Source organism: Methylocella sp., assembly GCA_037200525.1.
In the GTDB taxonomy this organism is placed as follows: domain Bacteria; phylum Pseudomonadota; class Alphaproteobacteria; order Rhizobiales; family Beijerinckiaceae; genus Methylocapsa.
Map to the genome: position 1 here is coordinate 1,543,907 of JBBCGG010000001.1, position 19,807 is coordinate 1,563,713.

Here is a 19,807-nt window from a genome sequence, read left to right on the forward strand (position 1 = left end):
TACCTTCTCCGCGTTTTAAATTTTGGTTTGGTTGATGGGAGCCCTGAGCCCGCCGAAGCAATTTGTAAGCCATAGCTTGGAATTGGGGATCTGCATCCGCTTATCGCCCATCCGCTCCGGGAATCCATGATGTGCCGGCAAGAGGAACGCCCGCCATCGCGGCGGCCTCCATCGTGAGAGCGACAAGATCTTCCGGCTCGAGATTGTGAACGTTGCTCTTGCCTGCCGCACGGGCGATGGTTTGCGTCTCCAGGGTCAGCACCGAGAGATAGTTCGCCAGACGCCGTCCGGCCGCTACGGGATCGAGCCGCTTCGCGAGCTCCAGATCTTGCGTCGTAATGCCGGCCGGATCGCGTCCCTCATGCCAGTCGTCGTATGCGCCGGCGGAAGTTCCCAGCTTCTGATATTCCGCCTCAAGATGCGGGTCGTTGTCGCCAAGAGCGATCAGTGCAGCGGTGCCGATCGAGACGGCATCCGCGCCGAGCGCAAGAGCCTTGGCGACATCCGCGCCGTTGCGAATTCCGCCCGAGACGATCAGCTGCACCTTGCGGTGCATGCCAAGGTCCTGAAGCGCTTTTGCGGCCGGCCGGATCGCGGCGAGAAGCGGAATGCCCACATGCTCAATGAAGACCTCTTGGGTCGCCGCGGTGCCGCCCTGCATGCCATCCAGAACGATTACGTCCGCCCCGGCTTTCACCGCCAACGCTGCGTCGTAGTACGGACGCGATGCGCCAATTTTCACATAGATTGGCTTCTCCCAGTCCGTGATTTCGCGGATTTCCTCGATCTTAATTTCGAGATCGTCCGGCCCGGTCCAGTCTGGATGGCGGCAAGCGGAGCGCTGGTCGATCCCTTCGGGGAGCGTGCGCATGGCGGCGACGCGCTTCGATATCTTTTGACCGAGCAACATTCCGCCGCCGCCGGGCTTGGCGCCTTGACCGATAACGATCTCGATGGCGTCCGCCCTGCGCAGATCATCGGGGTTCATCCCGTAGCGCGACGGCAAATATTGGTAGACCAGAATCGAGGAATGGCCACGCTCCTCTTCCGTCATGCCGCCGTCGCCCGTCGTGGTGGAGGTTCCGACCGCCAACGCGCCGCGTCCGAGCGCTTCTTTTGCCTGCGCGGAGAGCGAACCAAAGCTCATGCCCGCGATTGTGATCGGGATTTTCAGCTCGATCGGTTTCTTGGCGAAGCGTGAGCCGAGCACAACTGAGGTGCTGCATTTTTCCCGGTATCCTTCGAGCGGATAGCGTGAGATTGATGCGCCAAGAAAAAGCAGGTCGTCGAAATGCGGGACGCGCCGCTTAGCGCCGCCGCCGCGAATGTCATAGATGCCGGTCGCCGCCGCACGCCGGATTTCCGACATGGTTTGCAGGTCGAACGTCGCCGAATAGCGCGGGAGAGTTTGAGGGATTCTAACCTGATCGTTCATCAATACGCCCCGGCGTTGTCCACGTGGAAATGATAGAGCGTGCGGGCCGAGCCATAGCGTTTGAATTCGCCGACATCGATCTCCCCGGCGACGCCAATGCTCTCGAACTTGGCGAACAGCTCGGCGCGGTGAATGTCATCCATCGGTTTTTCGATGCAGTCCGCGCCGAGGCTCGCAACCGAGCCGCGCACGTAGAGCTTGGCTTCGTAAATCGAGTCGCCGAGCGCTTCTCCCGCGTCGCCGAAGACCGCAAGCGCGCCAGCTTGAGCCATAAAGGCCGACATCGGACCGATCGAGCCCTTGACGATAATGTCGACGCCTTTCATCGAAATGCCGCAGCGCCCCGAGGCGTTGCCTTCAATAACGATGACGCCCCCATGCGCTGTCGCGCCCACCGCTTGGCTGGCGTCGCCCTTCACATAGATGAGGCCGGACATCATGTTCTCGCCAAGGCCAATGCCGGCGCTCCCATTGATGATGACGGTGGCGCGCTTGTTCATGCCGGCGCAATAATAGCCGACGTCGCCGTTGATCTCGATGGTCACATCCGCATCCAATCCCGCTGCAATCGCATGAACGCCGCGCGGATTGAGAACATTCCAACGCGTAACGTTGGTTCCATCCCTGAGGGCGTGCAAGGCCTCGTTGAGTTGACGGACGGAGCTTGAGGCAAGATCCACCGTTTTCGCAGAAAATTGAGTGGTCATGCTGCGTGATTCCAGAAATACACAGTGGCGGGATTAGGCTCGAAGATGCGGGCTCTTTCGATGCCCGGCAAAGCGCTTAGGGCGCGGTATTCGGTTCCAAAAGCGACATACTGGTCGGTCTCCGCCATGACAGCGTGCTTGCAGCCGATCGGGTCTCGGAGGACGCCGAAGCCGGTATCCGTACCGACGACGAAAGTGAAAAAACCATCGAGATCTTTCAGCGATGCATCGAGAGCATCGCCGAGGCTTTCCCCTTGAGCCAGCCGCCAGGACAGATAACCTGCGGCGACTTCGGTGTCGTTCTCCGTCGCGAATGAAATTCCCTCGCGGATCAGACGACGGCGAACCTGGTTGTGGTTGGAGAGCGACCCATTATGGACGAGACATTGATCCTTGCCAGTCGAGAACGGATGGGCGCCGGCGGTCGTAACGGCGGACTCGGTCGCCATCCGCGTATGACCGATGGCGTGCGTTCCGCTCATGGCGGAAAGGCCGAAGCTCTTCGACACGTCGGCCGGGAGCCCGACTTCCTTGTAAAGCTCCATATGCGTGCCGATTGAACTCAACGTCAGCTGCGGAGCGAGCTCTTTGATCTTCGCCAACGCACGGTCGGCCTCGACTGTCGGCAAGGTCGCGACTATGTGCGTGCCGCGGACGATAAGATCGACTTCCGCGTCAAGCGCCGATGCAAGCAAGGCTCCAAACGATTCAAAATCAAATTGCGCGGGCGCCCGGAGCGTGATCTTGGTCAGTTCCGGCGATCCGTCGCCGTAAACCGCAAATCCCGCGCTATCAGGTCCGCGAGCCGTCATCGTTTCCAACATGGTTGAAAGATGCTGACCGAGTTCCGGTTGGAGCGCCGGGTCTTTGAGGAACAATCCAACGATGCCGCACATGGGCGAATATCTCCCGTGTCTATTTCTTGATAGGAAATTAGACATCTTTTCAGGAAACATCAAGCGGAAATACAATCGTTGGAAAAATTATATTCCGCCGGGGAAATTTTGCTTATTCTATCGTCGTCGCCGCTGTCGACGTTCGCCTCGCGTGTGATCCGCGGTGCCGCGCGCAGCCGCCGACCTATAAAGAAGGGCGCGGCTTTTTTTGGTCTATTGACCAAATAATTTCTGCGCCCTAGCCTCCGTAGTGGTGAAATGGCTGAGGACCAGACTGGCCCAGCCCGCGATGTTAGGAGCGTTCATGTCCCCCTTGGTGAAGGTCCCGACATTCTCCACGCGTCCGCTCGATCCCTTGACCGCCGAAGAAATCGAGGCCGCCGCTCGTTTTGTACGCGCATCGCACGATCTTGGCGCGGGGATGCGTTTCGAGACGATCGTGCTCGAAGAACGTTTCGACGACAGTATGGACCGTCGAGCTTTCGTAGCCGTCCATGATGTGGAAACCAGCAACGTTTTTGAGGCGGTTGTTTCGCTCGAAACAGGGGCGATCCTGCGATGGACGCCGCGACCCGGCGCCAGGCCTCGGATCTCGCCTGACGAGTTCTTGATGGCTGAAAGCCTGACGATCGAGGATCCGCGCTTCATCGCCGGCTTGAAGCGGCGCGGCATCGCCGACCGCGCGCTAGTTTGCTGCGACCCGTGGTCTTGCGGCGTCTTCGGCCATGATGATGAGATCGGACGCCGCATCATCTTGGTTTTCTGTTGGGTGCGCTCCAGCCCAAACGACAATCAGTTCGCTCATCCGGTCGAAGGATTGACGGCCGTGGTCGACATCAACCGTAGTGAAGTGGTTCGAGTCGACGATGACGCGCAGGCGCCGCCCGTCCCTGCGGCGGCGTCGAACTATATCGCCCGGTTCCAAGACAGTTGGCGCAGCGACATGCGCCCAATCGACGTAATCCAGCCGGACGGCCCGAGCTTTATCGTCGACGGATGGCAAGTCGATTGGTGCGGTTGGCGCTTTTCCATCGGCTTTACGCCGCGTGAGGGGCTTGTCCTCCATAATCTCTCGATTCGCGATGCGGGAAAGCACCGGTCCGTATTGCGCCGCGCAGCCCTCGCCGAAATGGTTGTCCCCTACGGAAGTCCGCATTCCACACATGTGCGAAAGAACGCCTTCGATTGCGGAGACTATGGCATCGGGGTTGTCGCAAACAGCTTGGAGCTCGGCTGCGATTGCCTCGGCGTGATCCGCTATTTCGACGTCGCCTTCAATCGCACCGACGGCTCCGCGCAGATGATCCGGAACGCCATCTGCATGCATGAGGAAGATACCGGAATTCAATGGAAGCACACCGATTTCAGAACCGGCGAAGTCAGCGTTCGCCGCGGTCGTCGTCTCGTAATCTCGTTCATCGCCACGGTCGGCAATTATGAATATGGCTTCTATTGGCACCTTCAGCTCGATGGAACCATCGAACTCGAGATCAAGCTGACTGGGATCATCAACACGGCGGGTCTGCTGCCGGACGGAACGCCGGGGCGCGGCACGCTCGTGGCTCCCGGCGTCGTCGGGCATTTTCATCAGCACATCTTCAACGTCCGCCTCGACATGGCGGTGGACGGGACGGACAACACGGTGATTGAAGTCGACACCATCGCCGACCCCCCGGGCCCAGAGAACCCCTGGAACAACGCATTGAGCGTAGTCGAGACCCCGCTCACAAAGGAAAGCGAAGCGCGACGCAAATCGGATGCCTCGCGCATCCGCAATTGGAAGATCGTCAATCGCGGTCGCCGGACGGCGTTAGGCGCCCATCCGGCCTATCGGCTCGTTCCGCATAGCGCCGTGCAGACTTTCGCGCTGCCGGGATCGCAGGTCGCTGAACGAGCCGGCTTTGCCGCTTACGACCTATGGGTGACGCAGACGCGAGCCGACGAGCGATGGCCCGCCGGGGACTATGTCAATCAGAGCAAGCCCGGCGAAGGCCTGCCACGTTATGCGGCGCAGGACAGGACGATCGAGGACCGCGCGATTACAGTCTGGCACACTTTTGGCCACCATCACATACCAAGGCCGGAGGATTATCCGGTCCAACCCGTTGTCCGTTGCGGCTTCGCCCTGCAGCCTTTTGGCTTCTTTGATAAAAATCCTACACTTGATGTGCCTCCTACAAATAAAAGGCACAGTTGCTGCGCGTTATAGCAAGTTGATATTTTAATATCATTTTCTGCCAAAACTATTTGCGTGCAGAGCGGATTTGGGGCGCCATTCGTACAAATCTTAAACGCATTGCTTAGCATTACATTTTATATTTATAGGTAGAGCAAAAAAAGTATTTTATTGAATGGCCCTCGGTGAGCTAAACTTAACAGTGTCTCGGACCACTGTAGAGGGATAATTCGTGCTTGCGAGTAATGCAGCGACGCCGATCGCCGACGCAGATCCACTTTGCCGCTTGACCGCCGAAGAATTGCGCGAGGCTTTTGCAAGCGGCAGCCTTTCTCCAGTCGACGTGGCCAGCGCCGCTCTCGATCGCGCCGAAGCCATCCAGCAGCGTTTCAATGCCTTTACTTACATCGATAGGGACGCGGCGCTTCAGGCCGCTCGAGCATCCGAAAAGCGCTGGCGCAGCGGGTCGCCCTTGTCCTCTGTGGATGGGGTGACAGCCACGATCAAGGACATCGTCTGGGTCGAAGGGTGGCCGGTCCGTTATGGCAGCCTCAGCACAGCTAATGTCGCAAGCACGGCCGATGCGCCCGCCGTAGCGCGGTTGCGAGCGGCCGGCGTGACGATGTTCGGCCTGACCACCACCCCGGAGTTCGGCTGGAAAGCGCTCACCGACAGCCCCTTGAGCGGCATTACGCGCAACCCCTGGAACGCCTCCGTCACGCCGGGGGGGTCTTCCGGCGGCGCCGCTGTGGCGGCGGCGACCGGCGCCGGCGTTTTTCACCTCGGCACCGACGGAGGCGGCTCCATCCGCGTCCCCTCCGCCTTCACCGGCATTGTGGGGTTGAAGCCGAGCTACGGCCGCGTGCCCGCCTATCCCGCGAGCACATTCGGCACTGTCGCCCATCTTGGCCCTATGACCCGTCGCGTTGGCGATGCCCGCGCAATGCTCGAAACCATGTCGGGGAACGATCCTCAAGACTGGCTCCAAGGGCCAGCCGCGCTTTTGCCCCTCGACAATCAAAAACGCTCCTTCGCCGGCGCCAAAGTCGGGTTCTGGTCAAAGCCTCCTTGCGGATTTTTGGACCCCGATATCGCGGCGACAATTCACACGATCGTAGATGAGCTCGAGAGTCGAGGGGCGGTGATCGCGTCGGTTGATCTGCCGGGAGAGGATCTGCTTGATATCTTCACCGTCCTTTGGTTTTCGGGCGCCGCCGCTCGCATAAGCGTCCTGCCGCCTGAGGCTCGCGATAAACTCGATCCAGGTCTCAAAGAGGTCGTTGCAGCAGGCGAGAGGCTGACGGCCGTCCGCTATGTCCAGGCGATGGCGTCTCGGGCGGAATTCGGTCGCGCCATGGACCGGTTGCTGAACCAGTTCGATATCATCGTTTCCCCCGCAACAGCCGTCCCGGCTTTCGCGGCAGGGCATGAGACGCCGCCGGGAAGCAAGTTGAATCGGTGGACCGAGTGGGCCGGGTTCAGCTTTCCAATCAATCTTAGTCAACAGCCTGCGGCGACTGTGCCATGCGGGCGCACCGCGTCCGGCCTGCCGATCGGGTTGCAGATCATCGGCGGCCGGGGCGAGGACGCGCGCGTGCTCGCTTTCGCCGAGGCTTTCGAGATCGCATTCCCCGCCTTCTTCTTGTGAGTCGGCGGGGTCATTTTAACGGATGAAGGGAACGACCATGCTTGACAGACGATCGATATTGCGCGGTTCGGTTGGAGCAGGCGCAGCCGGCATGGCCGCTCTTGCGAGCATGGGGGCCGACAGCGCCCTCGCCGCAGATGCGAGCGCCGCGATCCCGATCGGGGCGGCGCTTCCGATGTCCGGCCTTGCCGCCGCCGACGGCATAGAGTTCAAGAATGGACTCGACCTCGCGGCCGCGGAGATCAATGCGGCAGGCGGGATTCTAGGCCGCAAGGTCGAGATACATGTGGAAGACACGAAGGACATGGGGGCCGATATCGTCACCCAGTCGATGCAACGCCTCATCGACAGGTTTTCTGTTCCGGCGATCATCAACGGCTACAACGTCGGCACTAACATGGTGGAAATGGATGTCGCCGCCGACAGCGACATCATCATGATGCACGCCAATACGCTTATCTCACACAACGAGAAATTCAAATCCGATCCGGCGCGGTTCTACGGCAGTTTCCAGATGGATCCGCCGGAATATTACTACGGCCCCGGCTGCCTCAACTTTCTTGACGAACTGATCAAGGCCGGCAAATGGAAGCCCGCCAACAAGAAGATCGCCATTATCCCCTCGGCGGTCGAATACGCAGTCGTTATCGCCAACGCCATCCGCGCTAAGGCGACCGAATATGGCTTCGAGGTCGGCCTTTTCGAGACGGTGCAATTTCCCACCACCCAATGGGGGCCGACGCTCGCCAAACTTCGTCAGGATCCGCCGGCCGCGATCCTTGTTACGCATTTCCTGCCTCAGGATCTCGCTCAATTCATGCTGCAGTTCACGCCGCAGCCGACCAAGAGCCTGATTTATATGCAATATGGGCCATCGCTTCCCGCATTTCGCGACATCGGCGGTAAAGCGGTCAACGGCGTTATATATTCAACCGTGATTGGCTGTCTGCCGGACGATTTCTCGATGGCTTTCCGAAAAAGCTATCGTGAGAAATTCGGACCGAAGGCCGCCTACATCACGGGCTCGCAGACCTATGACGCTCTATGGAAATGGGCGCTTGCGGCGGCCATCGCCGGCGGTCCCGGCAAACCGTTCGAAAAAGAGCAAACCCAGAAGGTCGCAGCCGCGCTGCGCAACCTCGTCTATCGCGGCGTCAATGGCGTGCAACGGACCGACCCGGCAGGCCAGTCGTCCTACTGCTATCCGACGCAGGTGGCCGATCCGTCCCTCGGTATGCCGCATCAGTTCCTTCAGCATCAGGATTATAAAACAGACCCCAAACTCATTGCGCCCGCCCTTTACGCGACCGATTCCTTTGTCCTGCCGCCATGGATGAGTTGAGCGAAAGCGTCCGGTTAAGATGTCGTCAGCTTCTCCCCTCTTCATGTGCGATGGCGTCAGCCGGCACTTCGGTCCGCTTAAGGCGGTGGACTGCGTATCGCTTGTCGTCGACGACGGCGAGGTGCTCGGCGTCGGCGGCCCGAATGGCGCGGGCAAGACCACCTTGTTCGACGTTGTGACCGGCTTGACCCCAGCGACATCGGGGCGGGTTTTCTTCGGCGATCGGGAGATCACCGGTCTCGGGGCCGATCGCATCTGTCAGGAAGGCATCGCCCGCACCTTCCAACTCAACGCAGCGTTCGAAACGATGACCGTGCTCGAGAACGTCCAACTCGCCGCCCATTTCGGCGCGAAGCCGCGCCGACTGCCCGGTTTGCGCCTTGGTCGGGAAACGCGAAGCGCCGCCCTCGACGCGCTCGAGTTCGTCGGCATGGCCGACAAGGCCGCGGCGACGGTGGCGCAACTCCCGGTGCTCGACCGCAAACTGTTGATGATAGGGGGAGCAATCGCGACGGGGCCTCGCATGATCTTTCTCGATGAACCCGTCGGCGGCCTCACGGCAAGCGAGATCGACGTGATCATCGCGCTGGTGCAGAGATTACGGGAGGCGGGCAAGACAATAGTCGTGATCGAGCATGTCATGCGCTTCCTGCTGCAACTTTCGACGCGCGTGCTGATCATGCATCACGGGCAAATCATCTTTCAGGGCAGACCCGAAAACGTGGTGGATGATCCCGTGGTGGTCGATACTTACCTCGGGGCCGGAGCAACGCGGCGGCTGAAACGCTTCTTCAAGGAGCGCAGGGCTGATGGCTGATCGTCCAGCGCTCGCGCTCAATGGCATCGTATCCGGCTACAATGGCCCACCGATTCTGAACGGGCTGTCGCTCGAGGTTGCGCATGGTCAACTCATCACCGTGGTCGGCCCGAATGGCCACGGCAAGACCACTCTGCTGAAGACGATTTCCGGGCTCGTGAACCTGCATCAGGGCGCGATTGAACTCGAAGGAACGTCGATCGCGCGCTTGTCGCCCGACGCGATCGCAGCGCGCGGCGTCGCCCATGTGCCGCAGGGCGATCTGCTGTTCCCGCAGATGACTGTCGAAGAAAATCTGCAAATGGGCGCTTATGTCGAAAAAAACGCGCAGGTCATCGCGGAGCGCATGAACGAGGTTTTTACTCGCCTGCCGAAGCTCGCCGAACGCCGTTGTCAGATCGCCTCGACGTTGTCGGGAGGAGAGCGGCGCATGGCGGGGATCGGGCGCGGTCTTATGATGGGCGGCCGCGTTCTGTTGATCGACGAGCCGTCGCTCGGCTTGGCGCCCCTCGTCATCGAACAGATCTACAGCGTCATCGCCGATCTCAAGGCGTCCGGTCGGTCCATCCTGCTCGTCGAGGAGAACCCGGCGCGGGTGATCGGGCTCGCGGACAAAATTCATCTCCTCGACAACGGCGAATTTGTCTGGTCCGGCCTGCCTGACGAGTTGATGGCGCGCGACGAACTTCTTTCCACTTATTTGGGGGGCTGAGCAGGATGAGCGTAAGCACCCTCGTCGCGATCTTGACCGCAGGGCTCACTAATGGCGCGATCTATGCCCTCGCCACTATCGGCCTTTCCTTGGTCTGGGGGTCGATGGGGATGTTGAACATGGCCCATGGCGCGTTGCTTGCGCTTGGCGGTTATGCGGCATACTCGACAGTCGTCACCCTCGGCTTTCCGGCGCCATTGGGTTTTGTCGGCGCTGTCGTGGCCGGAGCCATAGCCGGCGCCCTGCTATACGCCACGGTGGTTCGCCAACTTCTAAAACAAGCCGCCCAAACCTTCGAAACCAACGTGCTGATCGCCACGGTCGGCATCGGCATCGCGCTCGAAAATGGGATACTGATGGTTTATGGAGGGCAGCCTCTTCGCCAACCCGTAACCGCCCCAGGCCTCGTGCCGCTCGGCAGTTCCGAGGTGCCCACGCAGAACCTCGCGATCATCGTCGTTTCGCTGGCGATGATGGCGATGGTCGCGTGGCTGCTGGCCCGCACGCGGATGGGCCGAGCCATCCGGGCGACAGCACAGAACCGCGAGGCGGCTCAGTTGATGGGCGTTCCGACGAGCCGCGTCTATCTTCAGGTCCTGATGCTCTCGGGCGTTCTGGCTGGCGTCTGCGGCGTGCTGGTCAGCTCGATCACCCAGCTCAGTCCGCCGCTCGGCGGCGATCCCATGCTCAAGGCGTTTATCATGTGCGTCGTGGCTGGGCTCGGCAACCTGCCCGGTGCGGTGATCTCGGCTTTCTTTCTGGCGCTCGTTGAAGCCTTCGTGCAATTCGGGGCCGGGGCTCGATGGGGCTTTCCGGTTCTTCTTCTGATCGTGATCGTCGTTATGATCTGGCGTCCATCGGGCCTCTTCGGCCGGGCCCAGATCCGGCGCCTGTGAGGCGAACCATGAGATTACAGCCGCCAGCGTCGATTCAGACTCGCCGGGAGCCGCTCCCCTTAACCGACATCATCATGACGATCGCCGTCATCGCCGCGCTCGTCGCAATCCCGTTCTTCGTCGAAAGCCGCTACGTTCTCGGACAGCTCATTCTAGCCCTATTTTTATCGACAATCGCGGCGCAGTGGAATCTGCTGTTCGGCTATGCCGGGGTGTTCTCGCTGGCGCAGATGGCGATTTTTGGTTTCGGCGGCTATGTGACCGCGATGCTTTGCGTCTACTTCGGGCTAAGCGTCTGGGCCGCCATTCCGCTTGGCGCGCTGAGCGCCGTCGTTTTCAGCCTTATCATCGGCGCCGCCTGTCTGCGGCTGTCCGGAGTCTATGTAGCGTTGCTAACCTTGGCGATCGCGCAGGCCCTTTATGTCCTCATCGTCACCGATACGGATTGCTTCATGATGGTTGGATCCGCCTGCCGCCAGTTGACCGGAGGCGCTGTGGGATTTGCCCGTTTCGGCGATCTTGGAATGCGGGCGTGGCTGAAAGGCAAATGGCTGGTGGGCGATTACGCCATCGTCTCAGCTCTATTCGGATTTACGATGCTCTCGACTTACGCGATCATCAACAGCCCGATCGGACTCGCATTCCGCGCGCTAAAGGATAATCCAGGCTACGCGGTGGCGCGAGGCGTCAATCGTTTTCAGGCGCAGTTTCTCGTCTTTGGGATTTCGGCGTTCTTTACCGGACTCGCGGGCGGCTTTTACGCCGCGCATTTCCAGGCGATCAGCCCCGGCATCCTGTCCTTGTCGCAGCTGCTGTTCATTATCGCCGCAACGGTGGTCGGCGGCGTCGGCACCTTCTGGGGCCCCTTCATCGGAACATTGATTCTCATGCTCGCTGATGAAGCGATGCGCGAAACAGGCGAATTCCGAAATCTTGGTCTCGGCCTGATCATCGCTGCATCAATCGTTCTGATGCCAAACGGATTGCTCGGGCGTCTTAGCGACGCCGGGCGTTGGCTGCGAACGCGCAGCAGTCGGCCGAGCCGCGTCGCCGTGCGAACCCAAGCCTAACGAATTCAAGTCTAACGAACCTACCTAACAAACCCCGAGTCATGAGGAGACCATTCATGTACGACATCATCATCCTAGGCGCCGGATCGTCAGGTTGCGTGATGGCCAATCGCCTTAGCGCAGATCCATCGCGAAAGGTGTTGGTGTTAGAAGCCGGCCGCGCCGCGCCGATCGCCTCGGATGTGCCCTCCGATTGGGTCACAATGTTCAACACGTCCTCCGATTGGGGATTCCATACCACTCCGCAGGAGGGGTGCCGCGGCCGCCGTATTTTCTGGCCCCGCGGAAAGATGGTTGGCGGCTCGGGCGCCCTAAACGCGATGATTTACATGCGCGGATTGCCCTCCGACTATGATGGCTGGGGGAAGCTTGGCTGTCCGAACTGGTCTTGGAAGGACGTGCTGCCTGTCTTCAAGATGTCGGAAGATAATCAACGTCTGCGCAATGACCCTTTGCATGGCGTTGGAGGCCCGCTGCACATCAGCGATCCGGCTTATGTCGATCGCGGCGAGCGGATGTGGCTCGATGCCGCTCACGCCGCTGGATATCCCTATAATAAGGACTTCAACGGCGTCGAGCAGGAGGGCGTTGGCTTCTTTCAGTTCACCATCAAGGATGGCGAGCGTTGGGGAACAGGAAAGTCTTATCTCCGGCCGGCGCTCGAACGCCCGAATCTTACCGTGAAGACAGGCGTTCTCGTCACCCGCATTCTGATCGAGCGCGGGCGCGCAATCGGAGTCGAATATCTCGAAAAGGCGCAGCTCAATACCGCGCTGGCGGGCTCCGAGGTCGTCCTGACTTCCGGCGCGATCGGCTCGTGCCAGCTTCTGCTGCTGTCGGGCGTCGGACCGGCCGACGAATTACGTCAGGCGGAAGTCGATCCTGTTCATGACTTGCCTGGCGTCGGCAAGAACTTGCAGGATCACATCAACATCCCGATCACTTTCGGGACCAACGAAAAGATCGGCATCGGCGCGCTCACGCCCGAGGAGTGGGATAGCTCGTTCAATGCCTGGAAGGACAACCGTGCAGGTCTGCGCACATCCGCCTGGGTGGCGGCGGGGGGCCATGTTAAAAGCAGGCCCGATGTAGAACCGGATATACAACTCTATGGCGCGCTGAGCAGTCACCGCGACTATGCTCGCTTTCTGCACTCCGGTTCGGGCGTGACGTTCCATTCGACGCTGCAGCGCCCGAACAGCCGCGGCGAGATCCGCTTGCGCTCCGCCGACCCCATCGAGGCGCCGATGATCGACCCTCGTTATTTCAGCAGCGATCCGACGGGCGCCGACCTCGCCACATTGGTCGAAGGCGTCCGCATCAGCCGCCGCATCGCGGCGCAAACGCCGTTGGCGGAGATCCTGACCGGCGAATTGTCGCCCAGCGCCGAATGCGAAAGCGACGCTGATATCGGCTATTACATCCGCGGCCATTGCACGACGCTGTACCATCCATCGAGCACCTGCCGGATGGGCGCGGACCCGATGGCCGTGGTCGATCCCTCCAACATGAAAGTGCATGGGCTGGAGGGGCTCCGCATCGCGGATGCTTCGGTCATCCCAAAAATGGTGTCAAGCAACATAAATGCTCCGACCATCATGATCGCCGAACGCGCGGCCCAGATGATTTTGGGCTGAACTGAAGCAGGCGGGAGGAGCCATGACGACGGGTTGGAATTTTCACGAACTCTACCTTTGGCACGACACCGGCAATGCGGCGACCTTTTTCCCGCCGGGCCTCACGATCGAGCCCGGCGAACATGCCGAGAACGCCTCCCCCAAGAGACGTTTTCGTAACCTTATGGAGGTGTCGGGGCTACTTGAAAAGCTAACCCCCATCTCATCGGTTTCGGTCAGCGAGGAAGGCCTCGCGCTGTTCCATACGAAGGACTACATCGCCCGCATCAAGACCTTGAGCGCGGACCGAGGCGGCGACGCCAGTCACCTCACGCCATTCGGCCGCGGCAGTTTTGAGATCGCGATCCTTTCGGTGGGCGGAGCGGTCGCGCTGTTCGATGCAGTCGCCGCCGGGCGCGTCAGCAACGGCTATGCTCTCGTGAGGCCGCCAGGCCATCATGCCGAGCGCGACAGAGGCCTCGGATTCTGCCTGTTCGGCAATGTAGCGATCGCTATCATGAAGATGCGGGCGACCCATAAAGTCGGCCGGATCGCCGTGGTGGATTGGGACGTGCATCATGGCAATGGAACGCAGCAGGCTTTCTACAGCGATCCTGAGACATTGACGATCTCACTCCATCAGGATGGCCTTTTTCCGCTGACTTCAGGCACGCTGGCCGAGCGCGGCGAGGGCCCCGGCGAGGGCTTCAACATCAATGTTCCATTGCCTCCCGGAACGGGGGCCGGAGCCTATTTCGCCGCATTTGAGCGCATTGTCCTGCCGGCTCTGAGACGTTTCAGGCCGGAGATGATCGTGGTTTGCTCGGGTTTTGATGCTTCCGCCCTTGACCCGCTCGGGCGGATGATGCTCCACAGCGAAGCGTACCGCGCGATGACCAAAATGCTGATGGAGGCGGCGGATGATCTCTGCCGCGGGCGCTTGGCCCTTTCTCACGAAGGCGGCTATTCGGCGAGCTATGTTCCTTATTGCGGCTTGGCGGTCATGGAGCAATTGAGCGGGATAAAAACAGGCGTCGAGGACCCGTTCATGGGCAATTTCGGGAGCTATCCAGGACAGGAAATGCTTGCGCACCAGGAGGCTGCGATCAAAAGGGCCGCTCACGCCGTGGATGGACTGTAAACCGGCTCGTCCCGGCGCGCGGCCAGCTGATTATTGACTGCCATTTTCTGCCGTACCATGTTTGCCGCCGGACGGGCGGCAAAGAGGCGTCCGACTCATGCTGGGCGGCCTTGGGGGGTGGATCGCGATCTTGACAGAGCGGAGCGATGAGCGGCGTCCTCTACGACCGACGCCGAAGAGCGTCGAAACACGTTCGCGAATCGTCAAAGGCGCTCTTCAGGCGCTTGAGCGCAACGGGATTGGCGAGACCACTACGCGGAAAATTGCCTTCGAGGCTAAAGTCCGCCTCGCAACTTTGCATTATCACTTCGAGAGCAAAGAAGCGGTTCTGCTCTCTGTTCTCGAAGAGCTTTTGTCAGAACTCACCTTAACGTTGCGCAAAGGCAGCCAGAAGCACGAGCGGCTGCCCGATCGCATCGCCAAGATTGTGCAGACGGCACGGGGGTATGCAGAGCGTACGCGCGCGAAGCAGATCGTACAATTCGAGCTCACCCTGTACGCGCTTCGGACCAAAGGCAGCGAATGGCTCGCCACCCGCCAATATGACGCCTATGTCGCCGCCTATGCGGCGTTGTTGACGACCAACACCGATCCCATCCTCCCACAAGCGCAGTCGCGCGAATTGAGCCGCTTCATTCTGGCTGGAATCGACGGGTTGATCCTGCAAGATCTCGCCGGCGTCCATCGACGCCACACCAAGCTCGGCGTTACGGCCTTGATCGCCGCGGCTCAGTCGCGTGCGGAGGCGTTCGCGGCGCCGATTTCTCGACCTGGCAGTTAGCGCTCCCGCGCGGCGCTCTTCCTCAAACATCGAACAAAGCATCGCGGCGCTCTGGCGTCACGACGGCAAAACTCTCGGGATCGCTACCGCGAAACAGCGATGCGAAAATATGGATCAATTTCTCAACGTTGCGCGGCTTCATAGGCCCATATAGGTCGGCGATCTGGAGAACGGGGGCCGGAAGCGCACCTGAAAGCGGCACTCGAACAACATTGGCGCTATCTACATTAGCGGCGCTGATTGGGCGCATGTTTAAGATCGCCGCGCCGAACCCGGCGGCGACCGCGCTGCGAACCGTTTCGTAGGATCGCGAGCGGAAGCTGACTGTAGGCGTCACGCCGTAGGGATCGAAAAGCGAAAGAAGATACGTAACAGTCAGAGGCAGATCGAGAAGGACCAAAGGGTAAGGCGCGAGATCCGGGATCGACAGACTTCGGGCATCGGCCAAAGGGTGATCGGCGGGCAACATAACATGCGCGGGCACCCGGCATATCGGCGTGATATGGGCGTTGAAGCGCGGACCAATATCATAGGTGATGACGATGTCGACGAGGCCCCGTTTCAGCCAGTCCGACAATTGCGTCTGATCCCCTTCGAACAAAGCTACTTCGATTGGTCCCACTGCTTTGGTAAACCGAACCAAACCTTCGATCACGAACAGGGGACCGAAGGGTTCAAAGCAGCCGATGCGAACGGATTGGGTTTCCGCTTGCAACAGCCCAATTTGACGTTGAAAATCCGTCTCGGCCGCCAGCAGATACCGGCCGGCAGCCACGAAGCGTTCGCCGCTCGGCGTTAATTGAATGCCGTTAGCTCGACGGCGATCGAAGATCCGGGCGCCGAGGCTCGCTTCGGCGCTTTCAATGGCTGCGAGGATCGATGAAGGCGAAATGCGCAACGCGCGCGACGCCGCCTGTATAGAACCGCAGTCGGCGACCGAACAGACATATTGTACTTGGCGGAGAGAGAGATTCATGTTCGTGGTCCACGCGCGAGATTTCAATAATCGAGCGTCAACAGCACATTCCGCTTTTATTCCGATTAAGCAAGCGAGCCTGGGCTAGAGCGGCCCAGTTCCATGATTCATTTTTTGGCTTGCGGCGATTCCGCTGTTTTGCGGCGGCGGTGGAACACCGGCGAGCCATGCCTCTGCTGGAGTTGCACGAGGCCGAGGATCGAAAAAAAGTTCAACGAAAGGACGATCCGATAGTTGCGCGTCAAATGCGAAGGGATCATTCTGGGAGCAGTGCAGTTTCTGCACAGTCTCAGTCATCCGCGCATCGCCGAGCCGATTCTGGCGTTTCACGCGGCGCTCAAAACCTCGGAGCAACAGCATGAATATCAATGTCAACCCCCCTTCGTCGCAAGGGTTGATTCCGGTCGCGATCCGCGAATGGCTATCCAAGACGCGCCCGATGCTTATTGACGGCCAGTGGGTCCAGGCGCAGTCAGGCCGCACGTTTGACGTGTTCGATCCTGCGACCGGCGAGACCATCGCAAAGGTTGCGGAAGGCGACAAGGCGGACATCGATCTCGCCGTGAAAGCCGCGCGCCGGGCATTCGATACGGGACCGTGGGGGCGCATGAGCCCATCTGAGCGCGGACGGATCATCCATAAGATCGGAGATCTGATCCTCGAGCACGCTGACGAATTGGCGACGCTGGAATCGCTCGATAATGGCAAGCCAAAGTCGGTTGCGCGCGCGGCCGATATCGTTGGGTCTGCCGACATGTTTCATTATATGTCGGGTTGGACGACAAAAATAGAAGGCAAGACGATCCCGATTTCGGCGCTCACGGCCCCAGGCATGGATCTGGTCTCCATGACGCGGATGGAGCCGGTTGGCGTCGTTGGCCAGATCATTCCGTGGAATTTCCCGCTGTTGATGGCCGCGTGGAAGCTGGCGCCGGCGCTTGCGACAGGTTGCACAGTGGTGCTGAAGGTGGCGGAAGAAACGCCCCTGTCGGCTTTGCGCCTGGGCGAGCTGATGCTCGAAGCTGGGTTGCCTGCGGGCGTCGTCAATATTGTGCCGGGCTTTGGCGAGACTGCCGGGGCCGCGCTCTCTGCGCATCCCGACGTCAACAAAATCGCCTTCACCGGCTCGACCGAGGTAGGCAAGTTGATCGTTCAGGCCGCATCGCGCGACCTCAAGAAAGTAAGTCTGGAGCTGGGCGGCAAATCGCCGAACATCGTGCTGGGCGACGCCGATATCGAGCGCGCGATTGCCGGCGCAACGGCTGCGATTTTCTTCAACCACGGTCAATGCTGCAACGCCGGTTCGCGGCTCTTCGTGCAGAAAAATATCTTTGACAAAGTTGTCGAGGGCGTCGCCGCCGAAGCAAGCAAGATCAAGCTTGGTCACGGCCTGCTGGACGATACGCAAATGGGTCCGCTCGTTTCTCGGGTCCAGTATGATCGGGTTACTGGCTACCTCGCTTCCGGCCGGCAAGAGGGCGCTCGTCCGCTGTGCGGCGGGCAGGGCGCTGGGGGCCCCGGATACTTTGTGCCGCCAACCGTGCTTGTCGACACCAATCCCAACATGAAAGTGGTGCGTGAGGAGATTTTTGGCCCGGTGCTCGTCGCGACGCCTTTCGATGAGGTTGATGACGCCTTGATCGCGGAAGCCAATAACACCGTCTACGGCTTGGCCGCTGGGGTGTGGTCGGGCAACACGGGCCGCGCACAGCAAATCGCGAACCGACTGCAGGCTGGAACGGTGTGGATCAATTGCTACCACATCTTCGATGCGGCTCTGCCCTTCGGCGGCTATAAGCAGTCCGGCTGGGGCCGGGAAATGGGCCAAGCCGTGCTCTCGAACTACCTCGAGACCAAGGCCATCACGATCCGTCTCGACTAGGTCAAGCGGGGCAAACTGTGATAAGCATGGGATGCCCCAGGCCGAGGGTGTCGGCCCCAAGGGAGTGACGCAAATGCGCTACATTCTTGCGGTGATCTTCGTTTGCGCGATCGACGTGCCCGTAGCGCCGGCTCTGCCAGCGGTCGGCCCCGCTTCGCTTTCAGCGGCGAGAGAGGACTCAGTGGTGCAGGTGGTCAGGCGCCGCCCGCACTCCAATCGTCATAGCCGCAGAGAAGACGGCATCCATCCTTTGGTCGGGAGCGGCGATTACTGAATCGGGGTTGAAGCCGCCGCAAAAGTCCGGATTTTCGTGAACGCGGCGGCTTCTGGCGCGAGTGCAATTACGTTCTTGGCCAATTAAATTGCGCTTGCAAAGCATGGCTCCCCAATGAAATCAATTTGTAACATGGCGTAGATTAAGTCGACTTCGTCGGGTCGCTCCATTGCGTGGCCGGCTGCCCCTTCGAAGGCGAACGGGGGCTCTTGTCCGAATTCCGATTAGCATAGGGTTTACGAATGAGTGATGGATTGAAAGACAAGGTTGCGCTCGTTACTGGCGCTTCGCGTGGCATTGGCGCGGCAATAGCAAAGCGGCTTGCAGAGGACGGCGCCGCGGTCGCCATCACCTATGCGGCGCAAGCCGACAAAGCAGACGAAGTTGTGCGCGCCATTAAAGCTGCGGGCGGCAAAGCGCTGGCGATCCGGGCGGACGCCGCGGACGCCGCCGCCGTTCGGAGCGCGGTCACAAAAACGGTCGAAGCCTTCGGCCGTTTGGATGTGCTCGTCAACAATGCGGGTCTTGGCCTCGGGGGCCCGCTGGATCAATTCAGTTTGGAAGACTTCGACCGGCTCATGGCGGTTAACGTCCGCGGGCTTTTTGTCGCCGCTCAGGAAGCCATCAAGCACATGCATGAAGGCGGCCGCATTATCAACATCGGCAGCATCGCCGCCGATACGGCGCCGATGGTTGGATTCGCGGCCTATTCAGCGAGCAAGGGCGCCGTCGCGAGCATGACGCGCGGATGGGCGCGGGATCTCGGTTCTCGCGGGATCACGGTCAACAATGTGCAGCCCGGCCCGATCGACACCGATATGAATCCGGCGGACGGACAGTTCGGCGACGTCATGAGGGGATGGACTTCTTTGAATCGATACGGGACCAGCAAAGAGGTTGCCGCTCTCGTGTCGTATCTCGCGAGCCCTGAGGCGGCCTTTGTGACCGGCGCCAGCATCGATATCGACGGCGGAGTCGTGTAAAGCCGCATCCTCGCGGGCTTATTTTCCGCTAGAGCGGCCAACTCGGCCGCTCTAGCCTTCCGTAGGTCTCTACGCCGATTTCTTCAACAATCGTCCGAACGCGCTGGGCAGATCGATCCGGGTCGGACCCGAAGGCTCGTGGCGGCCGCTGCTGAGAACGCCTTCGCCCCGATCAAGTTCGGCGAGGGCTGCGATGCAATGCTCCAACCATGTCTCGCCATCGGAGGTCAACGTCAGCCGCCGCGTTGTGCGATGGAGCAGATTCGCGCCAAGGCGCGTCTCGAGCCTCGATACGGCGCGACCGACCGCCGATTTTGGTGACGCCCAATTCCGAGGCCGCCATCGTGAAGCTACCCAGCCGGGCGACGGCGACGAATTCCGCAATGCCATCAAATCGAGCACTCATGCGATTATTGTAGCTCGGCGCAATACAATCAGTCGAGTTCCGTAGGGCT

Annotated in this window: 18 protein-coding genes; 13 read left to right on the forward strand and 5 right to left on the reverse strand. The window is 60.3% G+C overall.

The features are described 5' to 3' along the window. Nucleotides 1-100: 100 nt before the first annotated feature. The 3 genes from WDN46_07345 to WDN46_07355 are packed head-to-tail and all read right to left on the reverse strand — an operon-like array spanning nucleotide 101 to nucleotide 3,038. Nucleotides 101-1,435: an FMN-binding glutamate synthase family protein gene (locus tag WDN46_07345; protein MEJ0093239.1), complete on the reverse strand. Its 1,335-nt coding sequence runs from the start codon at nucleotides 1,433-1,435 to the stop codon at nucleotides 101-103. Further along, nucleotides 1,435-2,142, reverse strand: coding sequence for a protein glxC (locus tag WDN46_07350; GenBank protein ID MEJ0093240.1), 708 nt, complete (start codon nucleotides 2,140-2,142; stop codon nucleotides 1,435-1,437). The genes WDN46_07345 and WDN46_07350 overlap by 1 nt, the downstream gene beginning before the upstream one ends. Next, the gene (locus tag WDN46_07355; protein MEJ0093241.1) at nucleotides 2,139-3,038 is read right to left on the reverse strand and encodes a glutamine amidotransferase family protein; all 900 of its coding nucleotides are present in this window, start codon (nucleotides 3,036-3,038) and stop codon (nucleotides 2,139-2,141) included. Before WDN46_07355 ends, WDN46_07350 begins: the two co-directional genes overlap by 4 nt. A gap of 304 nt (nucleotides 3,039-3,342) precedes the next feature. Between WDN46_07355 and WDN46_07360 the strand changes: the two genes are divergently transcribed. The 10 genes from WDN46_07360 (at nucleotide 3,343) to WDN46_07405 (ending at nucleotide 15,237) form a co-directional block, all read left to right on the forward strand. After that, nucleotides 3,343-5,247 carry a primary-amine oxidase gene (locus WDN46_07360; protein ID MEJ0093242.1) on the forward strand — a complete coding sequence of 635 codons (1,905 nt, stop codon included), beginning with the start codon at nucleotides 3,343-3,345 and terminating at the stop codon, nucleotides 5,245-5,247. 199 nt (nucleotides 5,248-5,446) lie between these two features. Continuing rightward, nucleotides 5,447-6,862, forward strand: coding sequence for an amidase (locus WDN46_07365; GenBank protein ID MEJ0093243.1), 1,416 nt, complete (start codon nucleotides 5,447-5,449; stop codon nucleotides 6,860-6,862). A gap of 37 nt (nucleotides 6,863-6,899) precedes the next feature. Next, nucleotides 6,900-8,204 carry an ABC transporter substrate-binding protein gene (locus tag WDN46_07370; GenBank protein ID MEJ0093244.1) on the forward strand — a complete coding sequence of 435 codons (1,305 nt, stop codon included), beginning with the start codon at nucleotides 6,900-6,902 and terminating at the stop codon, nucleotides 8,202-8,204. Between the two features lie 19 nt (nucleotides 8,205-8,223). Continuing rightward, nucleotides 8,224-9,021, forward strand: coding sequence for an ABC transporter ATP-binding protein (locus WDN46_07375; GenBank protein ID MEJ0093245.1), 798 nt, complete (start codon nucleotides 8,224-8,226; stop codon nucleotides 9,019-9,021). Beyond that, a complete protein-coding gene (locus WDN46_07380) occupies nucleotides 9,014-9,733 on the forward strand; it encodes an ABC transporter ATP-binding protein (protein MEJ0093246.1) in 720 nt (239 codons plus the stop codon). Before WDN46_07375 ends, WDN46_07380 begins: the two co-directional genes overlap by 8 nt. Nucleotides 9,734-9,738: 5 nt before the next feature. Continuing rightward, nucleotides 9,739-10,629, forward strand: coding sequence for a branched-chain amino acid ABC transporter permease (locus WDN46_07385; protein MEJ0093247.1), 891 nt, complete (start codon nucleotides 9,739-9,741; stop codon nucleotides 10,627-10,629). 8 nt (nucleotides 10,630-10,637) lie between these two features. Further along, nucleotides 10,638-11,699 (forward strand): branched-chain amino acid ABC transporter permease, encoded by a 1,062-nt coding sequence (locus WDN46_07390; GenBank protein ID MEJ0093248.1) that lies wholly within the window; start codon nucleotides 10,638-10,640, stop codon nucleotides 11,697-11,699. Between the two features lie 56 nt (nucleotides 11,700-11,755). After that, nucleotides 11,756-13,336, forward strand: coding sequence for a GMC family oxidoreductase N-terminal domain-containing protein (locus WDN46_07395; GenBank protein MEJ0093249.1), 1,581 nt, complete (start codon nucleotides 11,756-11,758; stop codon nucleotides 13,334-13,336). A 22-nt stretch (nucleotides 13,337-13,358) separates the two neighbouring features. Continuing rightward, entirely contained in the window at nucleotides 13,359-14,456 is a 1,098-nt protein-coding gene (locus WDN46_07400; protein MEJ0093250.1) for a class II histone deacetylase, read from the forward strand. Between the two features lie 97 nt (nucleotides 14,457-14,553). Beyond that, nucleotides 14,554-15,237, forward strand: coding sequence for a helix-turn-helix domain-containing protein (locus WDN46_07405; GenBank protein ID MEJ0093251.1), 684 nt, complete (start codon nucleotides 14,554-14,556; stop codon nucleotides 15,235-15,237). Between the two features lie 22 nt (nucleotides 15,238-15,259). Here WDN46_07405 and WDN46_07410 read toward each other — a convergent pair whose 3' ends face one another. Next, the gene (locus tag WDN46_07410; protein MEJ0093252.1) at nucleotides 15,260-16,213 is read right to left on the reverse strand and encodes a LysR family transcriptional regulator; all 954 of its coding nucleotides are present in this window, start codon (nucleotides 16,211-16,213) and stop codon (nucleotides 15,260-15,262) included. Between the two features lie 358 nt (nucleotides 16,214-16,571). On the opposite strand from WDN46_07410, the gene WDN46_07415 reads away from it, so the two are divergent. The 3 genes from WDN46_07415 (at nucleotide 16,572) to WDN46_07425 (ending at nucleotide 19,352) form a co-directional block, all read left to right on the forward strand. Next, nucleotides 16,572-18,095 carry an aldehyde dehydrogenase family protein gene (locus WDN46_07415; protein MEJ0093253.1) on the forward strand — a complete coding sequence of 508 codons (1,524 nt, stop codon included), beginning with the start codon at nucleotides 16,572-16,574 and terminating at the stop codon, nucleotides 18,093-18,095. 73 nt (nucleotides 18,096-18,168) lie between these two features. Then, on the forward strand, nucleotides 18,169-18,369 hold the full coding sequence (locus WDN46_07420) for a hypothetical protein (protein MEJ0093254.1): 201 nt from the start codon (nucleotides 18,169-18,171) through the stop codon (nucleotides 18,367-18,369). Nucleotides 18,370-18,611: 242 nt separating this feature from the next. After that, nucleotides 18,612-19,352 (forward strand): 3-oxoacyl-ACP reductase family protein, encoded by a 741-nt coding sequence (locus WDN46_07425; protein ID MEJ0093255.1) that lies wholly within the window; start codon nucleotides 18,612-18,614, stop codon nucleotides 19,350-19,352. Nucleotides 19,353-19,421: 69 nt separating this feature from the next. On the opposite strand, the gene WDN46_07430 is transcribed toward WDN46_07425, so the two are convergent. Further along, nucleotides 19,422-19,742, reverse strand: coding sequence for a LysR family transcriptional regulator (locus WDN46_07430; protein MEJ0093256.1), 321 nt, complete (start codon nucleotides 19,740-19,742; stop codon nucleotides 19,422-19,424). Nucleotides 19,743-19,807 lie beyond the last annotated feature (65 nt).